The organism is Sinanaerobacter chloroacetimidivorans, from assembly GCF_018128545.1.
Classification (GTDB): domain Bacteria; phylum Bacillota; class Clostridia; order Peptostreptococcales; family Anaerovoracaceae; genus Sinanaerobacter; species Sinanaerobacter chloroacetimidivorans.
On sequence record NZ_JAGSND010000005.1, the window covers coordinates 161,289 to 180,093 of the forward strand.

An 18,805-nucleotide genomic window follows, 5' to 3' on the forward strand; every position below is an offset into this window, starting at 1 on the left:
ATGAATTTGTGATATCAATCCTAATAGAGGTGAAGGGCAATGATTATAAGCTATAAAAAACTTTGGAAGCTCCTAATCGACCGAGACTTGAAGAAAAAAGACCTTCGTGAGATGGCAGGTATTAGCCCTTCTACAATTGCGAAACTTGGGCGAAATGAGAATATCAACACGGAGGTTTTGATAAAAATATGCAGAGCTCTTGATTGCGACCTCAAAGAAATAATGGAACTAATCAAGGAGGATAAATAAATGGCAAATGGAAATAACACAGCCAATATCGGTTTTGAACAACAAATCTGGGCAGCTGCAGATATTTTACGTGGCAACATGGATGCGGCCGAATACAAACATGTCGTCCTTGGGCTTATTTTCCTAAAGTATATTTCCGACAAGTTCGAGGAACGTTACCAGGAACTTGAAGCTGATGATGACGACGTTGAGGATAAGGATGCCTACTCGGAAGTAAATGTTTTTTTCGTTCCACCCTCTGCTCGCTGGAGTGTTATTTCCGAAGCAGCTCATAAGGAGGAGATTGGTTCAGTTATCGATGATGCGATGCGGGCAATTGAAAAAGAAAACAAGCGGCTGAAAGACATACTTCCGAAAAACTATTCCCGTAGTGAATTAGATAAACGTCGTCTTGGGAATGTAGTGGATCTGTTTACCAATATTCAAATGGTTGACCATGGAAGTGACAAAGATCTTCTTGGCCGTGCATATGAATATTGTCTTTCCAAATTTGCTGAACAGGAAGGCAAACGAGCAGGCGAATTCTTTACACCATCTTGTGTCGTAAGAACACTTGTTGAAGTTCTACAGCCGTTTAAAGGGCGTGTATACGACCCTTGTTGCGGCTCGGGTGGCATGTTTGTTCAATCTGCTGACTTTGTTAAACATCACTCGGGTAATATCAACAACTTGTCTGTATTCGGTCAAGACTCCAACCCCACAACTCGTAAGATGGCTCTAATGAACCTTGCTATTCATGGTATTGAAGCAGACCTTGGAGGTTACAATGCAGATACTTTTCACAAAGATCTGCATCCACAATTAAAAGCAGACTACATCCTAGCGAACCCACCGTTCAACCTTTCTGATTGGAATGATGGCTCCCTTAATGACGATCCGCGCTGGAAATATGGTCTGCCACCCTCAGGAAATGCGAACTTTGCATGGTTGCAACACATGATTCATCATCTGTCACCAAACGGGAAAATCGGTATGGTCCTTGCAAACGGATCGCTTTCATCTCAAAGTGGTGGTGAGGGTGATATCCGTCGCAGAATTTTAGAAGATGATCTGGTGGAAGCCATTATTGCCATGCCTACTCAGCTATTCTACACAACCCAGATTCCAGTTTCTCTGTGGTTCATCAGCCGAAACAAAAAGCAGAAAGGCAAGACGCTGTTTATCGATGCCCGTAAAATGGGGACGATGGTCAATCGCCGCTTACGCGAGATGACCACGGAAGACATAGCCAAGATTGCTGCCACTTTTGAGGCCTTCGATGAAGGAAAACTTGAAGATATAAAGGGTTTCTGCGCCGCTGTTACTACGGAAGATATTGCAAAGCAAGACTACATACTCACACCTGGGAGGTACGTCGGTATTGAGGAGCAGGAAGACGACGGCGAGCCGTTTGAGGAGAAGATGGTACGGCTGACAAGTGAACTGTCCGAGATGTTCAAACGTTCGCATGAGTTAGAGGATGAAATTCGCAGAAGACTGGGGGCATTTGGATATGAAATCTAAACTCTCAGAAAATATCGACCTTATAGGCGGTGGCACGCCCAAAACAAGCGTCCCTGAATACTGGGGTGGTGACATCCCGTGGCTTTCAGTCAAGGATTTTAACGATGATAGCCGTTATGTTTACTCTACCGAAAAAAAAATTACTGAAGCGGGTTTGGCGAATAGCTCAACAAAGCTACTTAATGTGGACGACATAATTATTTCGGCACGTGGCACAGTCGGTGAGCTTGCTATGATTCCTTTTCCGATGGCGTTTAACCAGTCATGCTATGGAATACGGGGAAAGAAAGGCAAGGTTATTCAGACGTACCTATACTATCTACTAAAAGACAGTATCCGCCTTCTGAAGAGGCAGACGCACGGTTCGGTATTTGACACGATTACGAGGGATACATTTGCCAACATTTATGTAGACTTTCCTTCCCTCGCTGAACAGCAGATGATTGCCGACACGCTTTCTGCGCTTGATGCTCGGATTGCTGAAAACAGAAAGATAAATCATCATTTAGTGTCGACGAGATCGGCAACGGACAGCTCGCCGGACATCAGCCGAGGTAAAAGCGAATCGCGGGCGGCTTGAAGATTACAGCTTTCCGCATAATTCGCTTCGATGGTAGCGTCCATCGGGTTAACCAGTTCCTCAAATTGACGAAGCACTTTGTCAGAAGGGATAAGCACAGGGAGGGTTGCCATATCGTTTTTATTAATAGAACCAAATACCGTGCCTTCACCGTTGAACATATCAAGTTGTTGCTTCAAGGCAAACATCGTGTAGAGGATAAACGACGGACAGCTGTTGTTGCTTTGGATACCCGACAAGCCACGACCAAGGCAACAGGATTCATAGGCAACGTTCACATCTCCAACAGGGGCGCGAACGCTCATAAGCACATCACCTTTTGCCGCCATTCGCTTGGGTTGCGTTGTGAACAGGCGGCGAGTTGGAAAGCGAGAGCCAAACTCGGCACGACCCTGATAAAAGACAGTCCCGATGCCATCTTCGTTGTAACTCGACCCTTCTGGAGATTGCCCCATAGTGATGGTGGCTATCTCGCTGAGTGTACCTTCCCTCCAATCGTCGGGCATTACGTACCCGAACGGCTCGAAGTCAACGAACCACGACTTAAAAATGGCCTGCGCTATCTGCTCTAAATGATGATTTACCGCTCCTCCTGCCAGCAATATACAAAATAGATGAAAGGCAGGAATTATTTTGAAGGATAAACTAATCACACAAATTCAAGTAAGAATGGCTTCGACGCTTAATATGGAGCAATTAGAGGAACTCAGACGGGTGCTGACATACGCCTTTGACGGAGTCGATATAACTGAAAAAGAGGCTCTAGAACCGACAGATGCTAATAATAACGGAGGAATGTTGGACGTGTTTATTGCCGCAAAACGAATAGAAGGCTGTAGTGACAAATCGCTGAAATATTACACCTTCACTGTCCGACAAATGCTTAATAGCATTGGTAAGCATTTTCGTGAAATCAGTACAGACGACCTTCGCGGGTATTTGGCTGACTATCAAAAATTTCGCGGATCTTCCAAAGTGACGATTGACAATATGAGGCGTATTTTTAGTAGTTTTTTTGGTTGGCTTGAAGATGAGGACTACATACTAAAAAGCCCTGTGCGCCGAATTCATAAAATAAAGACTGACAAACCGATAAAAGAAACCATCAGTGATGAAGGCTTGGAACTACTCCGTGACGCTTGCGATCAAATTCGTGATCTTGCAATAGTTGATCTCCTCGCATCGACAGGAATGCGTGTAGGTGAATTGGTGAACCTAAACCGAGGGGACATGAATTTCCATGAGCGGGAATGTGTTGTATTAGGCAAAGGAGGCAGCGAACGAATGGTCTACTTCGATGCCCGAACTAAAATTCACCTGCTAAATTATTTAGAAAGCAGAGATGACAATAACCCTGCTTTGTTCGTTTCCTTGAACCAGCCCCGTGAGCGGTTGCTTATCGGCGGGGTGGAAACACGGCTCAGGAAAATAGGCAAGCGGGCTGATTTGAATAAGGTTCATCCGCATAAGTTCCGTCGGACTCTAGCAACACGGGCAATCGACAAAGGTATGCCCATTGAGCAAGTACAGCGGTTACTTGGTCATGTGAAGATAGACACGACGATGCATTACGCGATGGTTAATCAGTCAAATGTAAAGAATTCACATAGAAAGTTTATTGGTTAGGAGGAAAATGGTAGTGTCTCAAGACTGGAAGATCACACGAATAAGTGATATATGCAAAACAAACCCCAATACCTACTCTGTGTCAGAGAAGTGGTCATATGTTAATTATCTGGACACGGGGAGCATTACGGAAAATAGTGTCAGTGAGATTCAGCACCTTGTAATAGGGAGGGACACCCTGCCGAGCAGGGCACGACGTAAAGTCGTCGTAGATGATATCCTATATTCGACGGTACGTCCTAACCAAAGGCATTACGGCATTGTTAAGGATGTGGTGCCGAACATGCTTGTTTCCACAGGTTTTGCGGTCATAAGGGTAGACAAGGCAAAGGCTGATGCTGATTATCTATATTATTACTTGACACAAAACGACATCGTAGATGGCTTACACGCCATAGGCGAACAGAGTGTTTCGGCTTATCCATCCATTAAACCTTCCGACATTGAGAGTATAGAGCTGCTTTTGCCATCACTCCCAGAACAGGTTGAGATTGGGCGAACTCTTAAAGCTCTTGACGACAAAATTGCCAACAATACTAAGATAAATCATCATTTAGAGCAGATGGCACAGGCCATCTTCAAGTCGTGGTTTGTGGACTTCGAGCCGTTTGGCGGGGAAATGCCTGCCGATTGGAGAGATGGCACGATTTCCGACTTGGGCGATGTCATTGGTGGCAGTACGCCATCTAAAGCGAAGCCCGAATACTACACCGAGCACGGCATCGCTTGGATAACGCCCAAAGATTTGTCCGTCAATAAGAGTAAGTTCATCACTCACGGAGCTGACGACATCACAGAACTTGGGCTTCGCAACAGCAGCGCAAGGCTTATGCCACGAGGAACTGTCCTTTTCAGTTCCAGAGCGCCTATCGGTTACATCGCTATTGCGAGCGGCGAGGTTTGCACAAATCAGGGCTTCAAGTCTATCGTTCCGAAAGAAAGTGTCGGCACTGCTTTCATTTACTACTTCCTGATTGAAAACCTTCAGAGCATTGAGAATATGGCTTCGGGTTCGACTTTTAAAGAAGTATCGGGAACAACAATGAAAGGCATTCCCGCTGTTATCCCTGATGATGACACGCTTCGCCGTTTTCAAGAAGAATGCACCCCCATTTTCGCGAAGCAAGAGTTACTCGAAGCTGAGAATGCTCGTCTTGCCGAAATTCGTGACAGTCTCTTACCCCGCTTGATGTCTGGTGAGTTGTCGGTTGTCGACCTCGGTGACGCTAAATGATGATTTACCAAACTGCGAAAGGAGGCCGCCGATGGGCAAATTCAATTTCTACTATGACGAATCCGAGCATAGCAGGAAGATTAACCACAAAACAATAACTGCGGAGAATTACTCCGACAGTTTTATCGCGGTTATCGTTGGCTGGCTCTCTGAGAATCAAGCCAGTTTGTATGAAAGGTATGGCGCATTTGAAGAAAAGTATCAGCACAGGCAGTCCGATGGCGAATTGAAGAGCAATACTATCAAGCAAAGTAAACTGAAAAGTGGTTTTGCATCGTTGAACAATGACAATCTTTCTTTGCTGGAAGACTTCTTGGGTTTGTTCGATGAAAGAATCTTTGTCTACTATGCAGTCATAAGTAAAATTGAATATATCATCCGTCAGCTATTTGAAGATTACGAAAATACCTTTTTCGTGGACATGGACGCGATGAAATATTCAATCACGAAGGCATTAGTCTTGTATCAGCCAAGCGACATTATGGCGGGGCTATATGAGAACACGGGCGAACTGATCGCTTTGTTGAAGAGCTTCTTTTCAGCTCAGATAGAAAAGGATAAGGCAAATGAAACGCTGAAGCAAATGGAAATTGAGCAATTTAGCCAAATTCTTATGATTTTAGATGATATATCTACGATTAGAACAATCGACTGGAATTACGACATCTCTTTCGTAGGCTTCAAAAAATATCTGGCTGAAAAAGCTATTCATACCTATTCGCTAACCATTGACAAGGAAGGTGAAAAGGGGAATACGGTTAAAGCAGCGGAACGTGTGGGCTTATTTCCGGTAACCGAAGCCGATTCGTTGACCTCCTGCGGGATTCGCATGGCAGATTTGTTAGCAGGGGTCATTTCCAAATTGCTTAAGGCGCTACGTAGTACGCTGCGCTATACCTCGCCAGAAGAGCAGGTAAACAAGAAGATTCTTGATAAAAGCTGGTTCGTGCTAAACGAACGACAGCTTGCCCTTTACAAAAAGATGTATCAAGTTGCAGTCGAATTGAATAAGGCTTGGTATAAGTCGTATGCAGGAACCTATTCAGACGACTTTATTGTGTTTATTGCTCTCTTGAGGTTTATGAATCATTTCGAGTCAGCAGAAGAGATAAAGAAAGATCTTGAAATGCAAGGCGAATACTTTAACGCTTATACTTGCGAAAGCCTGGCTGACTATTTTGAACGTATGCGGAATAAACTTCCAATTGATCCTGTGGTCGACACCACAAAAGACTATTTCTATAACCAACGTGGTGCAAAGGTTTATTTCGATACGAGCAGGCAGCCAATGCTTGTCATTAAAAGCGGCCTACAAATATGCAACGTTTTGTCGGTAGGCTTTAGCAAAGAGATGATTCCAATGATTACTGTAACAGAAGAGACTGAAGCAAAGTGCTATCGAATTCCAACGGAATTAACTGAATGGGCTATGACTTTGGTCGGATTTGCAAATTTGGGTGAGAACTTGTTTCCGTCTAAAATTATGTTTTCCAAGACCGAAGAAGGATATTTCGCAGATATTTTGTAACGGAAGCTAATCAGTATAAAGGAGGTTAGCCGCATGCCATATACCGAAGCAAATTATGAAAATGCTGTTTTAGAGGTGTTTCGCGACACCTTGGGGTACAGCCATATTTACGCACCTGATTTTGCCCGTGATTATACGGACCCGCTACACAAAGAGGAGTTGCTTGCTGCGTTGCATCGGGTAAATCCCCAGCTACCAGAAGTCGCACTTTACGAGGTTGCATATAAGTTGCGCAATTTTGAGGGTGGCACGGTATTGCAGAAGAACATCCAATTCATGGATTACCTCCAAAACGGGGTCTCGGTAAGTTACTTTGATAGTGGTGAACAGCGATCTTCTCTCGTTTATCTAGTCGACTTTAAAAATGTTGAACGGAACACTTTTACCGTTGCCAATCAATGGACCATAATTGAGAATAGCGAAAAGCGCCCTGACGTTATCGTATTCCTTAATGGTCTCCCTGTTGTAGTGCTTGAGCTCAAGTCGCCCAGTCGTGAGGAAACGGATGCGAGTGAAGCATTCTTGCAACTTCGTAACTATATGCATGAGATACCATCGCTGTTTATATACAACGCCTTTCTAGTGATGAGTGATCTTGCCATCTCTAAAGCAGGAACTATCACGGCAGGTGAAGACCGCTTTATGGAATGGAAAACAAAAGACGGTAGCTATGAAAATACACAGTATGCTCAATTTGATACATTCCTTGAGGGAATATTTGAAAAGGAGCGACTGCTTGATATAATCAAGAATTTTATCTGTTTTTCCGGGGATGCTAAAATTCTTGGCGCGTACCATCAATATTTTGCTGTACGAAAAGCAGCCGCCTTTGCCATCAAAGCTACTGAGACGGACGGAAAGGGCGGTGTGTTTTGGCATACACAGGGCAGTGGTAAATCGCTATCCATGGTTTTCTATGCCCATCTTTTACAAGAAGTGCTAAACTCTCCCACGATCGTTGTATTGACAGATCGAAACGATCTTGATGATCAGCTTTTTGGCCAATTCGCAAAATGTGCGGGGTTTCTCCGTCAAACACCTCAACAGGCCGAAAGCAGAACCCATTTGAAAGAATTGCTTGCTGGACGGCAGGCAAACGGCATTATCTTTACGACCGCACAGAAATTTGAGGAAAGCTCCGAGTTTTTATCTGACCGACGTAATGTCATCGTCATAGCGGACGAAGCGCATCGCAGTCAGTTTATCGACGAAAGGGTTGACAGTCAGACCGGGCGGATTCAGAAGTCCTTTGGCCTTATCATACGTGAAAGCCTACCTAATGCTACATACATAGGGTTTACAGGAACACCGATTTCCTCGAAAGATCGCTCCACCATTGAGGTTTTTGGAAACTATATAGACATTTATGATATGACCCAAGCTGTAGAAGACGGCGCAACACGTCCTGTGTATTACGAAAGCCGCGTGATCCACCTTAAGCTAGATGAGGATGTCTTGCACCGTATCGACGCTGAATACGATCTTGTAGCGGAAAGCGCAGAGCCTTACCTTGTAGAAAAGAGCAAGAAAGAACTAGGTCAGATGGAAAGCATTCTCGGTGCGGACCAGACGATAACAGCTCTTTCCGTAGACATTATCAAGCACTATGAAGAAAACCGCCAATACGAACTGACAGGCAAGGCCATGATTGTTGCATACTCTCGCGCCATCGGGATGAAAATTTACGATAAAATACTCCAGTTGCGCCCAGAATGGATAGAAAAAGTTGGCGTCGTCATGACGGATAGCAACAAAGATCCAGAAGAGTGGCGCAGTATCATTGGTAATAAACGTCGCCGTGATGAATTGGCCAAGAAATTCAAAGATGACAATGATCCAATGAAAATCGCTATTGTCGTAGACATGTGGCTAACGGGCTTTGATGTCCCTTCTCTTGCAACCATGTATGTCTATAAGCCTATGGCAGGACATAATTTGATGCAGGCCATAGCTCGAGTTAATCGGGTTTATAAGGATAAAGAAGGAGGATTGGTAGTCGATTATGTAGGAATAGCCTCAGCGCTGAAACAAGCAATGAATGACTACACCAACCGTGACAAGAGTAACTACGGCGATACGGACATTGCTAAGACTGCTTTGCCAAAATTCGTAGAAAAACTGGAGGTTTGCCGCGATCTGTTTTTTGGATTCGACTTTTCCAATTTTATGGATGAAAAGGCCACAGACCTAACTCGTGCTAAATCCATCAGCGGCGGAGTGAACTTTATTTCGGGAGTGGATAAAGAAAAACAACGTGAATCGTTCATTAAAGAAGCAATGCTACTACGTCAGGCACTGTCTCTTTGTCGTTCGTTGCTGAAACCAGAACAACGCTATGAGGCAGCATTCTTCGAGGCAGTGCGTACTCTTCTGACCAGGTTGACCGGAGAAGGTAAGCCTTTATCACTGAAGGAAATTAACACTCGCATTAATGAACTTCTAAAGGCGAGCATTCAAAGTGAAGGTGTTATCAACTTATTTTCGGATATTGACACAGGGTTTTCTCTATTTGATCCTAAGTTCCTTGATGAAATCGCAAAGATGAAGGAACGCAATTTAGCCGTTGAAATTCTAAAAAAACTGCTTGCAGAGCAAGTCTCGCTATATCGTAGGACGAATCTTGTGAAATCTGAAAAGTTCTCAGATATGCTCTCTCGTGCAATGAAGGCGTACCTAAACGGTATGCTTTCCAATGAGGAAGTCATAACTGAACTGATGAAGATGGCAAAAGATATGGCAAACGCTCATGCACAAGGTGATGCAATGGGATTGAGCGCTGAGGAACTGGCGTTCTATGACGCCCTAACCCGACCGGAAGCAGTCAAAGATTTCTATGAGAATAAGGATCTTGTTGAACTTACCCACGAACTCACAGAAATGCTCCGCAAAAACCGCACCATAGACTGGCAGAAGAAAGAATCTGCCCGTGCAGGTATGAGGCGTATGGTCAAGAAACTTTTGAAGAAGTATAAATATCCGCCTGAAGGTCTTGAAGACGCAATCGCCACAGTTATCGGGCAGTGTGAGATGTGGACGGATAGTATCTAAATAATTTATATAACCCATATACGATTAAGTACAAGACCAAAATGCCTGAAACACAAGATTGGGAAGCAAGCATATTTGTTCTGGATCCCGATGAAGATCATAAATATTATTGATTGAGTGGTAGACACCCATAATTTTGAACTTGATTACAATTAAGCATGTGGGAGGCTAAAATGAAACGAGATATGGACCTTGTTCGCCTGATATTACTGGAAATTGAAGATAAATATCGCTCAACAGCCATATACGATTTGGCTATTGATGGATATGATACCGAGATGGTTGCTTATCACTGTAAAATTCTATATGAAGCAGGTCTGATTTCGGACTATAAAGCACAATATGCTGACAACGAAATTTATGTGTTTGGTGTCGGTTCTCTAACATGGGATGGGAATGATTTCCTGGAAAAAATAAGGGACGATTCTCAGTGGAAGAAAGTCAAAGAAACAATTACAAAAAAAGGGTTACCATTGGTTGTAGACACAATTAAGTCGGTTGCAAATGCCCTTATTTCTGCAACAGTTGAAGGAATAACAAATTCGATAATTAAGGGAAATTAGTTAAAGAATAATGGCAAGCAATGCAAGTGTTTATACACTTGCGAAAATCACATTTGATTTTCTTATCCTGGGAGAATCCCAGACCCATTAGAACGAGTTTGAATCATACATCAAGCAACAAATTCGTACCTTTTAGTAAGATGATATATCTATTTGAAAAAATTCTAAAGAAAGGAGCTGAACTCATAATGATAAAGATTGTTGATAATCAAGAACTCAAGTTGGTATATAAGAAAGGATTTGGAGCGTGGACATACCACCTTAGAATTCCAGGGACTGCAGATATTGAGGGGAAATGGGGTTTTCTAAAGGTATCCGGGACAATTGACGGTTATGAAGTAAAAAGCATTAATTTGGCTCCAAGGAAAAATGAAGACAAGATAATCTCGATCAATAGAAAGATTAGAGAGGCAATCGGTAAAAGCGGCGGAGATACAGTTAATGTGACTTTGTTTTTGCACGATTAAAATACTTGAAACATCTGACACAAATGATTTTAAAAGGGAAATACTTGGTGGCAACGCTGGCACTTTGTCAGATAACACAGTGTTTAGGGCTTACGCAACAAACCAATTTTCATCAGTAAGTCGAGCAAAGGTTGAATTGGATTTTTGAAAAAGCCTAACGAAGATAATTAAAGACAAACCAGTATAATTATTCATGGAAGGGTCAATTGAGCTGCTATTAGTTATTAATACGGATAAAATTGACTTGTCTGGTGCATGACGGGAGGAACCACAATTGGATCATTACTTACCCGGAACACCATAATCCAGTATAGGCGGCAACCCTGTTTTGAGAGTTCTTACAGGAAATGAATGATGGTAATTATGTTGCATTTGAAGAAGGAGGCTTATTCGTTCGTGAGTAATGATATTAAAGCAATTGAAACAGAATATGACGGACATCGATTTCGCAGTCGACTTGAAGCTCGTTGGGCAGTCTTTTTCAATGCAGTCGGTCTAACTTATGAATATGAAATTGAAGGATTTGAAATGGATGGAACCAGATATCTTCCGGACTTTTATATTCCCAGCTTGAATAGGTGGTTCGAAATCAAGGGCAAGCCGTTGAGTCTGAACGAAATAAAAAAGTGCGAAGAATTCTGCCGTAGGCTTGATAATGAGAATATAAAGTACTCAGTCCTTATTGGGTCGCCGAATTTATGCGCCATACCCTTCGGAGATTTTTTTGGAATACTGGAGTACGTCTGGGAGTGGCCCTCTGAAAAGTATCCTGACAATTATCGCATTCAAGCTCCCAAGGAACTTATAGATGACAAGTACTATTCCCGATTTGTAAAGGGCTTATGGGTTGTTCCTGATAAGACGGAAGAGGAAGTTGCGGTTGCAGCTGTTGCAGCAGGCAAGGCAAGATTTGAATTTGGAGAAAAGCCTGATGTATAGGGATTCTAAAGTTGAGGCGATGGGATTTCGGACTGGTTCCCTCAGAGCGAAGTCTTGAAGCGGTCGGCAAATCTGTGCGTTTGCATATTATTGGTAGGAGCAAGGTCTTTGACCTGTTTCCGAGAACGCACAAGGGTAAAAATCGGCGTGTTTTAAGGGAAAAACACGCTTTGATAAATTCCCGCGAACGAACACAAAAATCTGACATCAATCTGGAGCAATCGAGCCAGCAGGAAAGTGAATCCTTATCAGCTAACGTCCGCTTAGGTTTACAGTTCCGCTACCAACAAGGAAAGGTGCAGGTCAACCACAATTGGTTCCTGGGCTACACCAAGGACGAAGACGGACACCTCATCATTGATCAGGAGCAGGCGGAAGTCGTAAAACGAATCTACCGCGAGTACCTAAGTGGTAATAGCCTTTTGAAGATAAAAAGATCACTTGAAGCAGACGGCGTTCTGAATGGTGCTGGACGTGGAGAATGGAATGAAACCAATATCAAGCAGATCCTAACCAATGAGAAATACATCGGCGACGCATTGCTTCAAAAGACCTATACAGTAGATATTCTTGAAGGTGCACCGATAACGGATTTGGCTGTCCAAATGCTTGCTGAGATTAGAAATAGTGGAGATATTCACCAATATAAAGTTTATGCGCATCATAATGCTAAAGGTATACCTATGTATTCTGCAACTTTACCAATTATTGGAGAAAATAATCGAATTATAGGTTTACTCTGTATGAACTTTCATACAGAAATTTCCTTGTGTGACATGCTGCATGGTTTTTTAAATCACAACAATGATAAGAAGAATGACTTACTTGTGGAAACATACACAAATAATTAGAATAAAATGATTGCAACAGCTGTTTCCTCCGCTCAGCTAGAGGTTTCTAATAATCCATCAATAACGGCGCCAAATAGAAATAAAGAAATTATATACATACTTAATGAAAAAGGAATATTTCAGTTGAAGGATGCAGTAGTACAGGTGGCACATTACCTTGGTATTACTAAGAACACGGTTTATCTACATCTTAGGAATTTATCAAATAATGGTGTAGGAAATGATGAAATAAAAAAGGTATGATAAGAATATCGAAGCTCAACTCGCCTGCGGTAAATGATTTTGAATTGGCAGAGTTTAATTTGTTTTATTCTTAAATAGATTTAATGTCTTGCTCACAGCATTCTGGAAAAAAACCAAGACATGGGATACCCCGTTGGTTTCAACGGGGTGTGTGATTTAAGTTCCAATCGTTTTTCAAGAAAACAAAATTTGAAGATATTTTAATAACCTTTATAATCAAAATTATGAATCATGCTCTAAAAAATGGTCAATTGCATATGATACTTGCAAAAGAAAAAGCGTATCTATATTTCTGATATCTATTCGACCAATTTCTTCAATTCGTTCTAATCGGTAAATCATAGAATTCCTGTGAATAAATAAGTTACTGGCAGTCAGTTTGATATTGCATCCACTTTCTAAATAAGCTCGAAGTGTATGGTATAAATTGGTTGCGTTATCATTGTCGTACTTTCGCAAAAGGGCAAGAGCAGGATGGCAATACTTTCCTATGGATACATTTGAAGGTATTTGCGATAGTAAATCATAAAATTGGTAATCCCAATATTTGTAAATGCGTTGTTTTGTTGATAACCGTTCACCGAGCTGGATAGCTGCTTTTGCCTGTGCATAATGAAGGGCAAAATGGCCAATACGTGAAAAAGTATTTGAGATTCCAACTATCAGATTTTCTGTTTTGGCAATGCTATTAAGCTGATTTAACTCTGCTTCAGTAATATCAACTGTTTTGTTAAAAGGAAACAGCACTGCAATTAGGGTGTCATGGTAAGTCATGTGGACATTTGGAAATGTCTGATGTATGACAGGGGTAAGGCATTTCTTTATGTAGTCAGAACCATAATATCGTTCTGGTTTGATAGCCAAAGCAGCCATATGTGGAGCGAAAGTTAACGTATTTAATTCTGGTGAAAGTTCTTCTGGTAAGGCTCCGATTAAGAGATTATATAATACTTTTTGGTCCTGGCTGCTTTGCTGGAATAAGGCAGGGAAATCATTTGCCAGTATATGGCTGACTGCCTGGCTTATAGTTGCCATCATGGAAAAATGCGTTGGAATTAAGTTTGTTTCACTTGCAATCATAACAGCATATCCTACATGTGCTCCGCGAAAAAATATACGGTTACACAATTTTCGATAATGTGATTCTGTACAGGAGACTTCTACAGAATCTGTAGGATAGGATGGATTTTGAAATTCTTTCATAGAAAGGGTAGTTTTGATAAATTCATAGCTGCAATACCCTCTTTCTACATTTTTGCGCCAAAGTTCGTCTGCTATTGGACTTATTGTAGAATAGACAATGACTTTAAAATCAAGATCAATGAGTATTAATGGATTTCCGAGCTTGACAGCAGAAGCATTTACAACAGCCTGTATATCATGGCTTTCTTCAGATTTTCGGATTAGTTCCTCATATAAGCCCTTGCCTTCTGATTGTTCCAGTATTAGCTTGGTGCGGTTAAAAACCGCAAAGAGGGATGTCTCTGTAACGAGAGCCAGATCATCAATCAGATTGAGTGAATTTGTTGATTGAGCTTCTGTACCCAAGATACAGTGCATTGGAAAAATGTTTTTAATGTTTAGTTCTCTTTCAAATCCAAAATATAATGTCTTTTCATTATCCACTAATTCATTCCCGTCTAAAAAAGCAATATCAGAAAAGCTGATAGAACTGGAATTATTGACTAAATGAATTGTATCAGTTTGGGATAATATATTGACTAATTGATTAAAATACATGGTGTTTCGCCTCTGCTATATATATTAAAATTATTAGTTTTTATTATAGTGCACAAAGTACAAATCGTCAAATGTATTTTCGTATAGTGGGCATGTTAACGATTTGTCAATAATTGTGTAAAGTAAAAATGTACATAAATTGAGCCGTAATGAGGAGGAAAGGAACATGAAAGAAACAATGAAAGGTTTAGTGTATCATGGAAATAAGACAATTAGCCTGGATGATTTGCCAATGCCCAAAATTGAAAAGCCAGATGATGTAATAGGAAGGGTGACGGCATCTGCAATCTGTACGAGTGACATACATATTGTTCAGGGACATGCGCCGGCGAAAGCTCCATTGGTTCTGGGACACGAATTTTGTATTGAAGTTGTTGAAGTAGGAGAGGCAGTAAAAGAACAATACAAAGTTGGGGAACATTATGTGGTAGCGCCATTAAGCTTCTGTGGGCAGTGTGATATGTGTAAACTTGGGCGTGTAGGAAGATGTGAGAATGGTGGCGGATTCGGTATTTTCCAGAGCGGAGCGCAGGCAGAATATATCAGGGTATCTAACTCAAGGACTTGTATGTACAAGGTTCCTGATGGGGTAAAAGATGAGGAAGTGCTTCTTGTTCCGGATATGCTTGCAACAGGTCTTTTTGGCATTAAGCAGGCAGGCGTTCAAAAAGGAGATACAGTAGCGGTAATAGGGCTTGGGCCGGTTGGATTCTGCACATGCGAATTGCTAAAGAAGATATATGAGTGTAATGTCATTGCAATTACCAGACAGCAGGAAAGTCTTGAAAAAGCCAAGAGGTTAGGGATTGCAGATGAAATTGTGAATGCGACAGATTCTGAAATGGTTGGAAAAGTGCTTCAAATTACAGGAAAGGGCGCTCCAATAGTAATCGAGACAACTGGTAACCAGACAACGATGGAGACGGCATTTAATATTGTAGCCTATGGTGGAATGATTTCCACAGTGGCAGTATTCGGAGGTCCGATCTCTGTTCCGTTCCATACTCTTGTATATAAGAATGCAAGAATAGCAATGGGCATTCAGAGGGCAGAAGGTATTGCTGATATGATACAGTATGTGAAAGATGGGGTTATTGACACTACATTTGCGTTAACTCATAAGGTTCCTTTGAATGATATTATAAAAGGCTATGAACTGTTCGGATTAAACGGAAAACGTACACCAGGATGTATTAAAGTGGTAGTAACACCTTGGGAAGATCGCTAAACAGTAGAAAGGAAGGATAGAATGTACGAAAAATTGTTTTCCTCTGGGAAAATTGGAAATGTTGAGCTGAAAAACAGACTCGTGATGTCACCAATGGGAATAGGTTTGGCAGATATGGATGGAACACCAAGCGATGAGATGATTGCCTATTATGAGGCAAGAGCTATCGGTGGCGCTGGACTAATTATACCAGAAATTACCCGTGTGAATGATGTACATGGAGCTGGATTGATGAGACAGCTGTCTGTTACAAAAGACAGGCATATCGAGCCGTTGTCACGTCTTGCACAGGCGGTCCATAAACATGGTGCGAAGATTTTTATGCAGCTTCAACATCCGGGGAGAGAAGGAGTATCCAGACTTATCGGCGGCCAGCCAGTAGTGAGCGCTTCTGCTATTCCTTGTAAAGTCTCTAAGCAGGAAACGAGAGCATTGGAAACAGAAGAAGTAAAGCAGCTGATTCAGCAATTTGTTGATGGAGCAGTACGTGTACAGAAGGCGGGATGCGATGGAGTAGAACTACATTGTGCGCACGGCTACCTCTTGCAGCAGTTTTTGTCACCGTATACGAATAAACGAACAGATGAATATGGAGGGAGTTTTGAGAATCGTCTTCGTATTGTGAAAGAGATTATACAGGGAATACGTGAAGCTTGCGGTAAAGAGTTTCCAATTGGAATACGCCTTACAGTGGAAGAATTCCTTGATAAAGTAGGTGTCACAGAAGACTACATACATATACAAGATGGAGTACAGATTGCAGTTGCATTAGAAGCGGAAGGACTTGATTTCATTGATGTTTCTGTAGGGCTTTATGAGACAGGATCAACTTGTGTAGAACCGATTTCTTTCCCGCAGGGCTGGAGACGTGATCTGATTAAGGCGGTTAAAGATAACGTGAAGATTCCAGTTATCGGTGTGTCTTCTATTCGAGATCCGGAAATTGCAGAAAAGTTCCTGGAAGATGGAGTTGAAGATTTTGTATCAATGGGACGCTCCTGGTTATGTGATGAGAATTGGGGAAGAAAGGTTCTGGAAGGAAGAGAATCAGAGCTGAGGAAGTGCATTAACTGTTTGAGATGTTTTGAAAGCCTTGAGCAGTGGGGTGGTGCGGGAGTTCCGGCGGAATGTGCACTGAATCCGAGACTTGCAAGGGAAAAGAGATATGGCGAATTGACTTTAGCGCCTGCAGGTAAAAAAGCAGTTGTTGTTGGTGGTGGCCCAGCTGGAATGTGTGCGGCACAGACGCTTGCGCTTCGTGGCGTAAAGGTTATTTTGATGGATGATAAAGCAGAACTGGGCGGGACTGTGAATTATGCGAAGAAACCACCGCTGAAAGAGCGTATGCAGTGGCTTGCAAATTATTATAAAAATGAATTTAAGCGCCTTGGAGTTGAGGTTCGCTTAAATACGAAAGCAACAGAAGATTCTATCGTAGAGTTAAATCCAGATGCAGTGATAGTTGCAACAGGTTCTAAGTCGGTGGTGCCAAGTAAAATACCAGGGATTACGAATGAGCATGTATATACAGTAGAGGAGATTTTAGGCGGTAAAGTTCATATAGAAGGTAAAAAAGTTGTTGTCATCGGTGGAGGTCAGACAGGGCTTGAAACTGCAGAATATCTATGTACTGGAAAAAATCAAGTTGCTATAGTAGAAATGTTGGATAAGTTAGCTCCAAATGCGAATCCGACAAATGTAATGGATGTTTGTGGAAGATTGGGTAAAAGTGGAGTTCAATATTACTTATCACATGCACTCAAAGAAGTAAAAGAAGATAGGATTATCCTTGAAAAACTTGAAAATCATACAGAAGTTTCAATTCCGGCAGATGCAGTTGTGTTATCATTAGGATACCGTCCGGATGGAACACTTGCAGATAGTTTAAGAGAACGTGGTATAGAAGCGCATGTGATTGGCAGTGCAAAAGTAGATGGTACAATAGCACCGGCAACTCGTTCAGGATATGAGATAGGGCGAGCGTTGTTTGCGGAAGAAAAGAAAATTCCAGGTTTTGTATCCTCAAAAGAAGATGTAGGGAATTTTGGGAAAATAAATTTGATGAAAAACCAGGAAGGAGTTTACTTGGCATATCTGACAGATCCAGCAGCAGTAGCGCGTATCCTTCCGCCACCGTTGAAACCATTCCCTATGCCGATTGTAACATTGTCAGTATGTCATATTAAGGAACCCACTTTTGCAGATGATTACTATGAAGCAATTTTGGGAGTCTATGCAATGTACGGGCAGCAGAAGGGACTTTATACCGCCAGCTTGATTCTTGGTGGAAATGGCGCAGAGATGGCAACACAGTGTGGCCGGGATAATAGCGGTATACCGAAGAAATTAGGCGGGGAATTCATGATGCGCAGGAATGGCGATGAAGTGAATGTACAAGTAACACGCAGGGGAACAGAGTTAGTAGACATCAGCATGAAATTAGGAGAATATAATAATCCAATGACTGCGGTGCTGTATCAGATGCCATCTGCGGGTGGAAAGACAATGGGTGGCGGATTTTATTATATGTTTGACAATCTGCCAGATAAGGATAGTGTAAGTCATTTTACAAATGCGTGCTTGATCTCTAATCTTTGTGAGTATACTTATCATAGCTGGGAGCCTGGACATGTAAGTGTGAAACTTAAATCAAGTCCTGATGATCCATGGGCTGAGTTGCCGATTAACAGTGTAATTGGAGGCGCTTGGGCAAACAATGACCTTTTGATTCAGAAAATGACACTTTTGGAAGAAGTGGAAGCTGATAAAGTAGTTCCGTATCTACTTACAGGACGTTATGATCGAACTGCATTTATGGAAACATATAGAAAATAAAATTAATGTATATTAGTTGTCTGATATTTTATTACTTAAAATTTGGGCTAGATTAAATTTGATTATAATTTTTGAAGAGAATAATAATCTCTGGATTAGAACCAAAAATTTTTGTTTTGCCCGAATAGTTGCTGTTTAATATTTCGGATGAATTGGAGGCAGTTGCTTCAC

15 protein-coding genes and 1 pseudogene are annotated in these 18,805 nt (G+C 41.9%); 14 read left to right on the forward strand and 2 right to left on the reverse strand.

Annotated features, from left to right (window positions below):
• Positions 1-39: 39 nt before the first annotated feature.
• The 3 genes from KCX82_RS09600 to KCX82_RS09610 are packed head-to-tail and all read left to right on the forward strand — an operon-like array spanning position 40 to position 2,332.
• The gene (locus tag KCX82_RS09600) at positions 40-249 is read left to right on the forward strand and encodes a helix-turn-helix domain-containing protein (RefSeq protein ID WP_211800583.1); all 210 of its coding nucleotides are present in this window, start codon (positions 40-42) and stop codon (positions 247-249) included.
• Positions 250-1,752, forward strand: a complete 1,503-nt coding sequence (locus KCX82_RS09605; RefSeq protein WP_211800582.1) for a class I SAM-dependent DNA methyltransferase — start codon at positions 250-252, stop codon at positions 1,750-1,752.
• Entirely contained in the window at positions 1,742-2,332 is a 591-nt protein-coding gene (locus KCX82_RS09610) for a restriction endonuclease subunit S (RefSeq protein ID WP_227018245.1), read from the forward strand. The genes KCX82_RS09605 and KCX82_RS09610 overlap by 11 nt, the downstream gene beginning before the upstream one ends.
• On the opposite strand, the gene KCX82_RS09615 is transcribed toward KCX82_RS09610, so the two are convergent.
• The gene (locus KCX82_RS09615) at positions 2,254-2,985 is read right to left on the reverse strand and encodes a restriction endonuclease subunit S (protein WP_227018246.1); all 732 of its coding nucleotides are present in this window, start codon (positions 2,983-2,985) and stop codon (positions 2,254-2,256) included. The genes KCX82_RS09610 and KCX82_RS09615 overlap by 79 nt on opposite strands.
• A gap of 34 nt (positions 2,986-3,019) precedes the next feature.
• Here KCX82_RS09615 and xerA point away from each other — a divergent pair, with 34 nt between their 5' ends.
• From xerA to KCX82_RS09660, 9 genes and pseudogenes are all read left to right on the forward strand, one after another.
• Positions 3,020-3,958: a site-specific tyrosine recombinase/integron integrase gene (gene xerA / locus KCX82_RS09620; protein WP_227018247.1), complete on the forward strand. Its 939-nt coding sequence runs from the start codon at positions 3,020-3,022 to the stop codon at positions 3,956-3,958.
• Positions 3,959-3,971: 13 nt separating this feature from the next.
• Positions 3,972-5,192 carry a restriction endonuclease subunit S gene (locus KCX82_RS09625; RefSeq protein ID WP_227018248.1) on the forward strand — a complete coding sequence of 407 codons (1,221 nt, stop codon included), beginning with the start codon at positions 3,972-3,974 and terminating at the stop codon, positions 5,190-5,192.
• 31 nt (positions 5,193-5,223) lie between these two features.
• Positions 5,224-6,720 (forward strand): hypothetical protein, encoded by a 1,497-nt coding sequence (locus KCX82_RS09630; protein ID WP_227018249.1) that lies wholly within the window; start codon positions 5,224-5,226, stop codon positions 6,718-6,720.
• A gap of 33 nt (positions 6,721-6,753) precedes the next feature.
• Positions 6,754-9,762, forward strand: a pseudogene (locus KCX82_RS09635) (type I restriction endonuclease subunit R); the annotation flags it as partial.
• 179 nt (positions 9,763-9,941) lie between these two features.
• Positions 9,942-10,331 (forward strand): DUF2513 domain-containing protein, encoded by a 390-nt coding sequence (locus tag KCX82_RS09640; protein WP_227018251.1) that lies wholly within the window; start codon positions 9,942-9,944, stop codon positions 10,329-10,331.
• Between the two features lie 188 nt (positions 10,332-10,519).
• Positions 10,520-10,798 (forward strand): DUF1905 domain-containing protein, encoded by a 279-nt coding sequence (locus KCX82_RS09645; RefSeq protein WP_227018252.1) that lies wholly within the window; start codon positions 10,520-10,522, stop codon positions 10,796-10,798.
• 351 nt (positions 10,799-11,149) lie between these two features.
• Positions 11,150-11,737, forward strand: coding sequence for a PDDEXK family nuclease (locus tag KCX82_RS09650; protein ID WP_227018253.1), 588 nt, complete (start codon positions 11,150-11,152; stop codon positions 11,735-11,737).
• Between the two features lie 11 nt (positions 11,738-11,748).
• On the forward strand, positions 11,749-12,588 hold the full coding sequence (locus KCX82_RS09655; protein ID WP_405127685.1) for a recombinase family protein: 840 nt from the start codon (positions 11,749-11,751) through the stop codon (positions 12,586-12,588).
• Between the two features lie 6 nt (positions 12,589-12,594).
• Entirely contained in the window at positions 12,595-12,831 is a 237-nt protein-coding gene (locus tag KCX82_RS09660) for a helix-turn-helix domain-containing protein (RefSeq protein ID WP_227018254.1), read from the forward strand.
• A 222-nt stretch (positions 12,832-13,053) separates the two neighbouring features.
• Here the strand turns inward: KCX82_RS09660 and KCX82_RS09665 are convergent, their stop codons facing one another.
• Positions 13,054-14,571, reverse strand: a complete 1,518-nt coding sequence (locus KCX82_RS09665; protein ID WP_227018255.1) for a PucR family transcriptional regulator — start codon at positions 14,569-14,571, stop codon at positions 13,054-13,056.
• 166 nt (positions 14,572-14,737) lie between these two features.
• Here KCX82_RS09665 and KCX82_RS09670 point away from each other — a divergent pair, with 166 nt between their 5' ends.
• Positions 14,738-15,799, forward strand: a complete 1,062-nt coding sequence (locus tag KCX82_RS09670; protein WP_227018256.1) for a zinc-dependent alcohol dehydrogenase — start codon at positions 14,738-14,740, stop codon at positions 15,797-15,799.
• Between the two features lie 21 nt (positions 15,800-15,820).
• Complete coding sequence (locus tag KCX82_RS09675) at positions 15,821-18,634, forward strand: oxidoreductase (RefSeq protein WP_227018257.1); 2,814 nt, start codon at positions 15,821-15,823, stop codon at positions 18,632-18,634.
• Positions 18,635-18,805 lie beyond the last annotated feature (171 nt).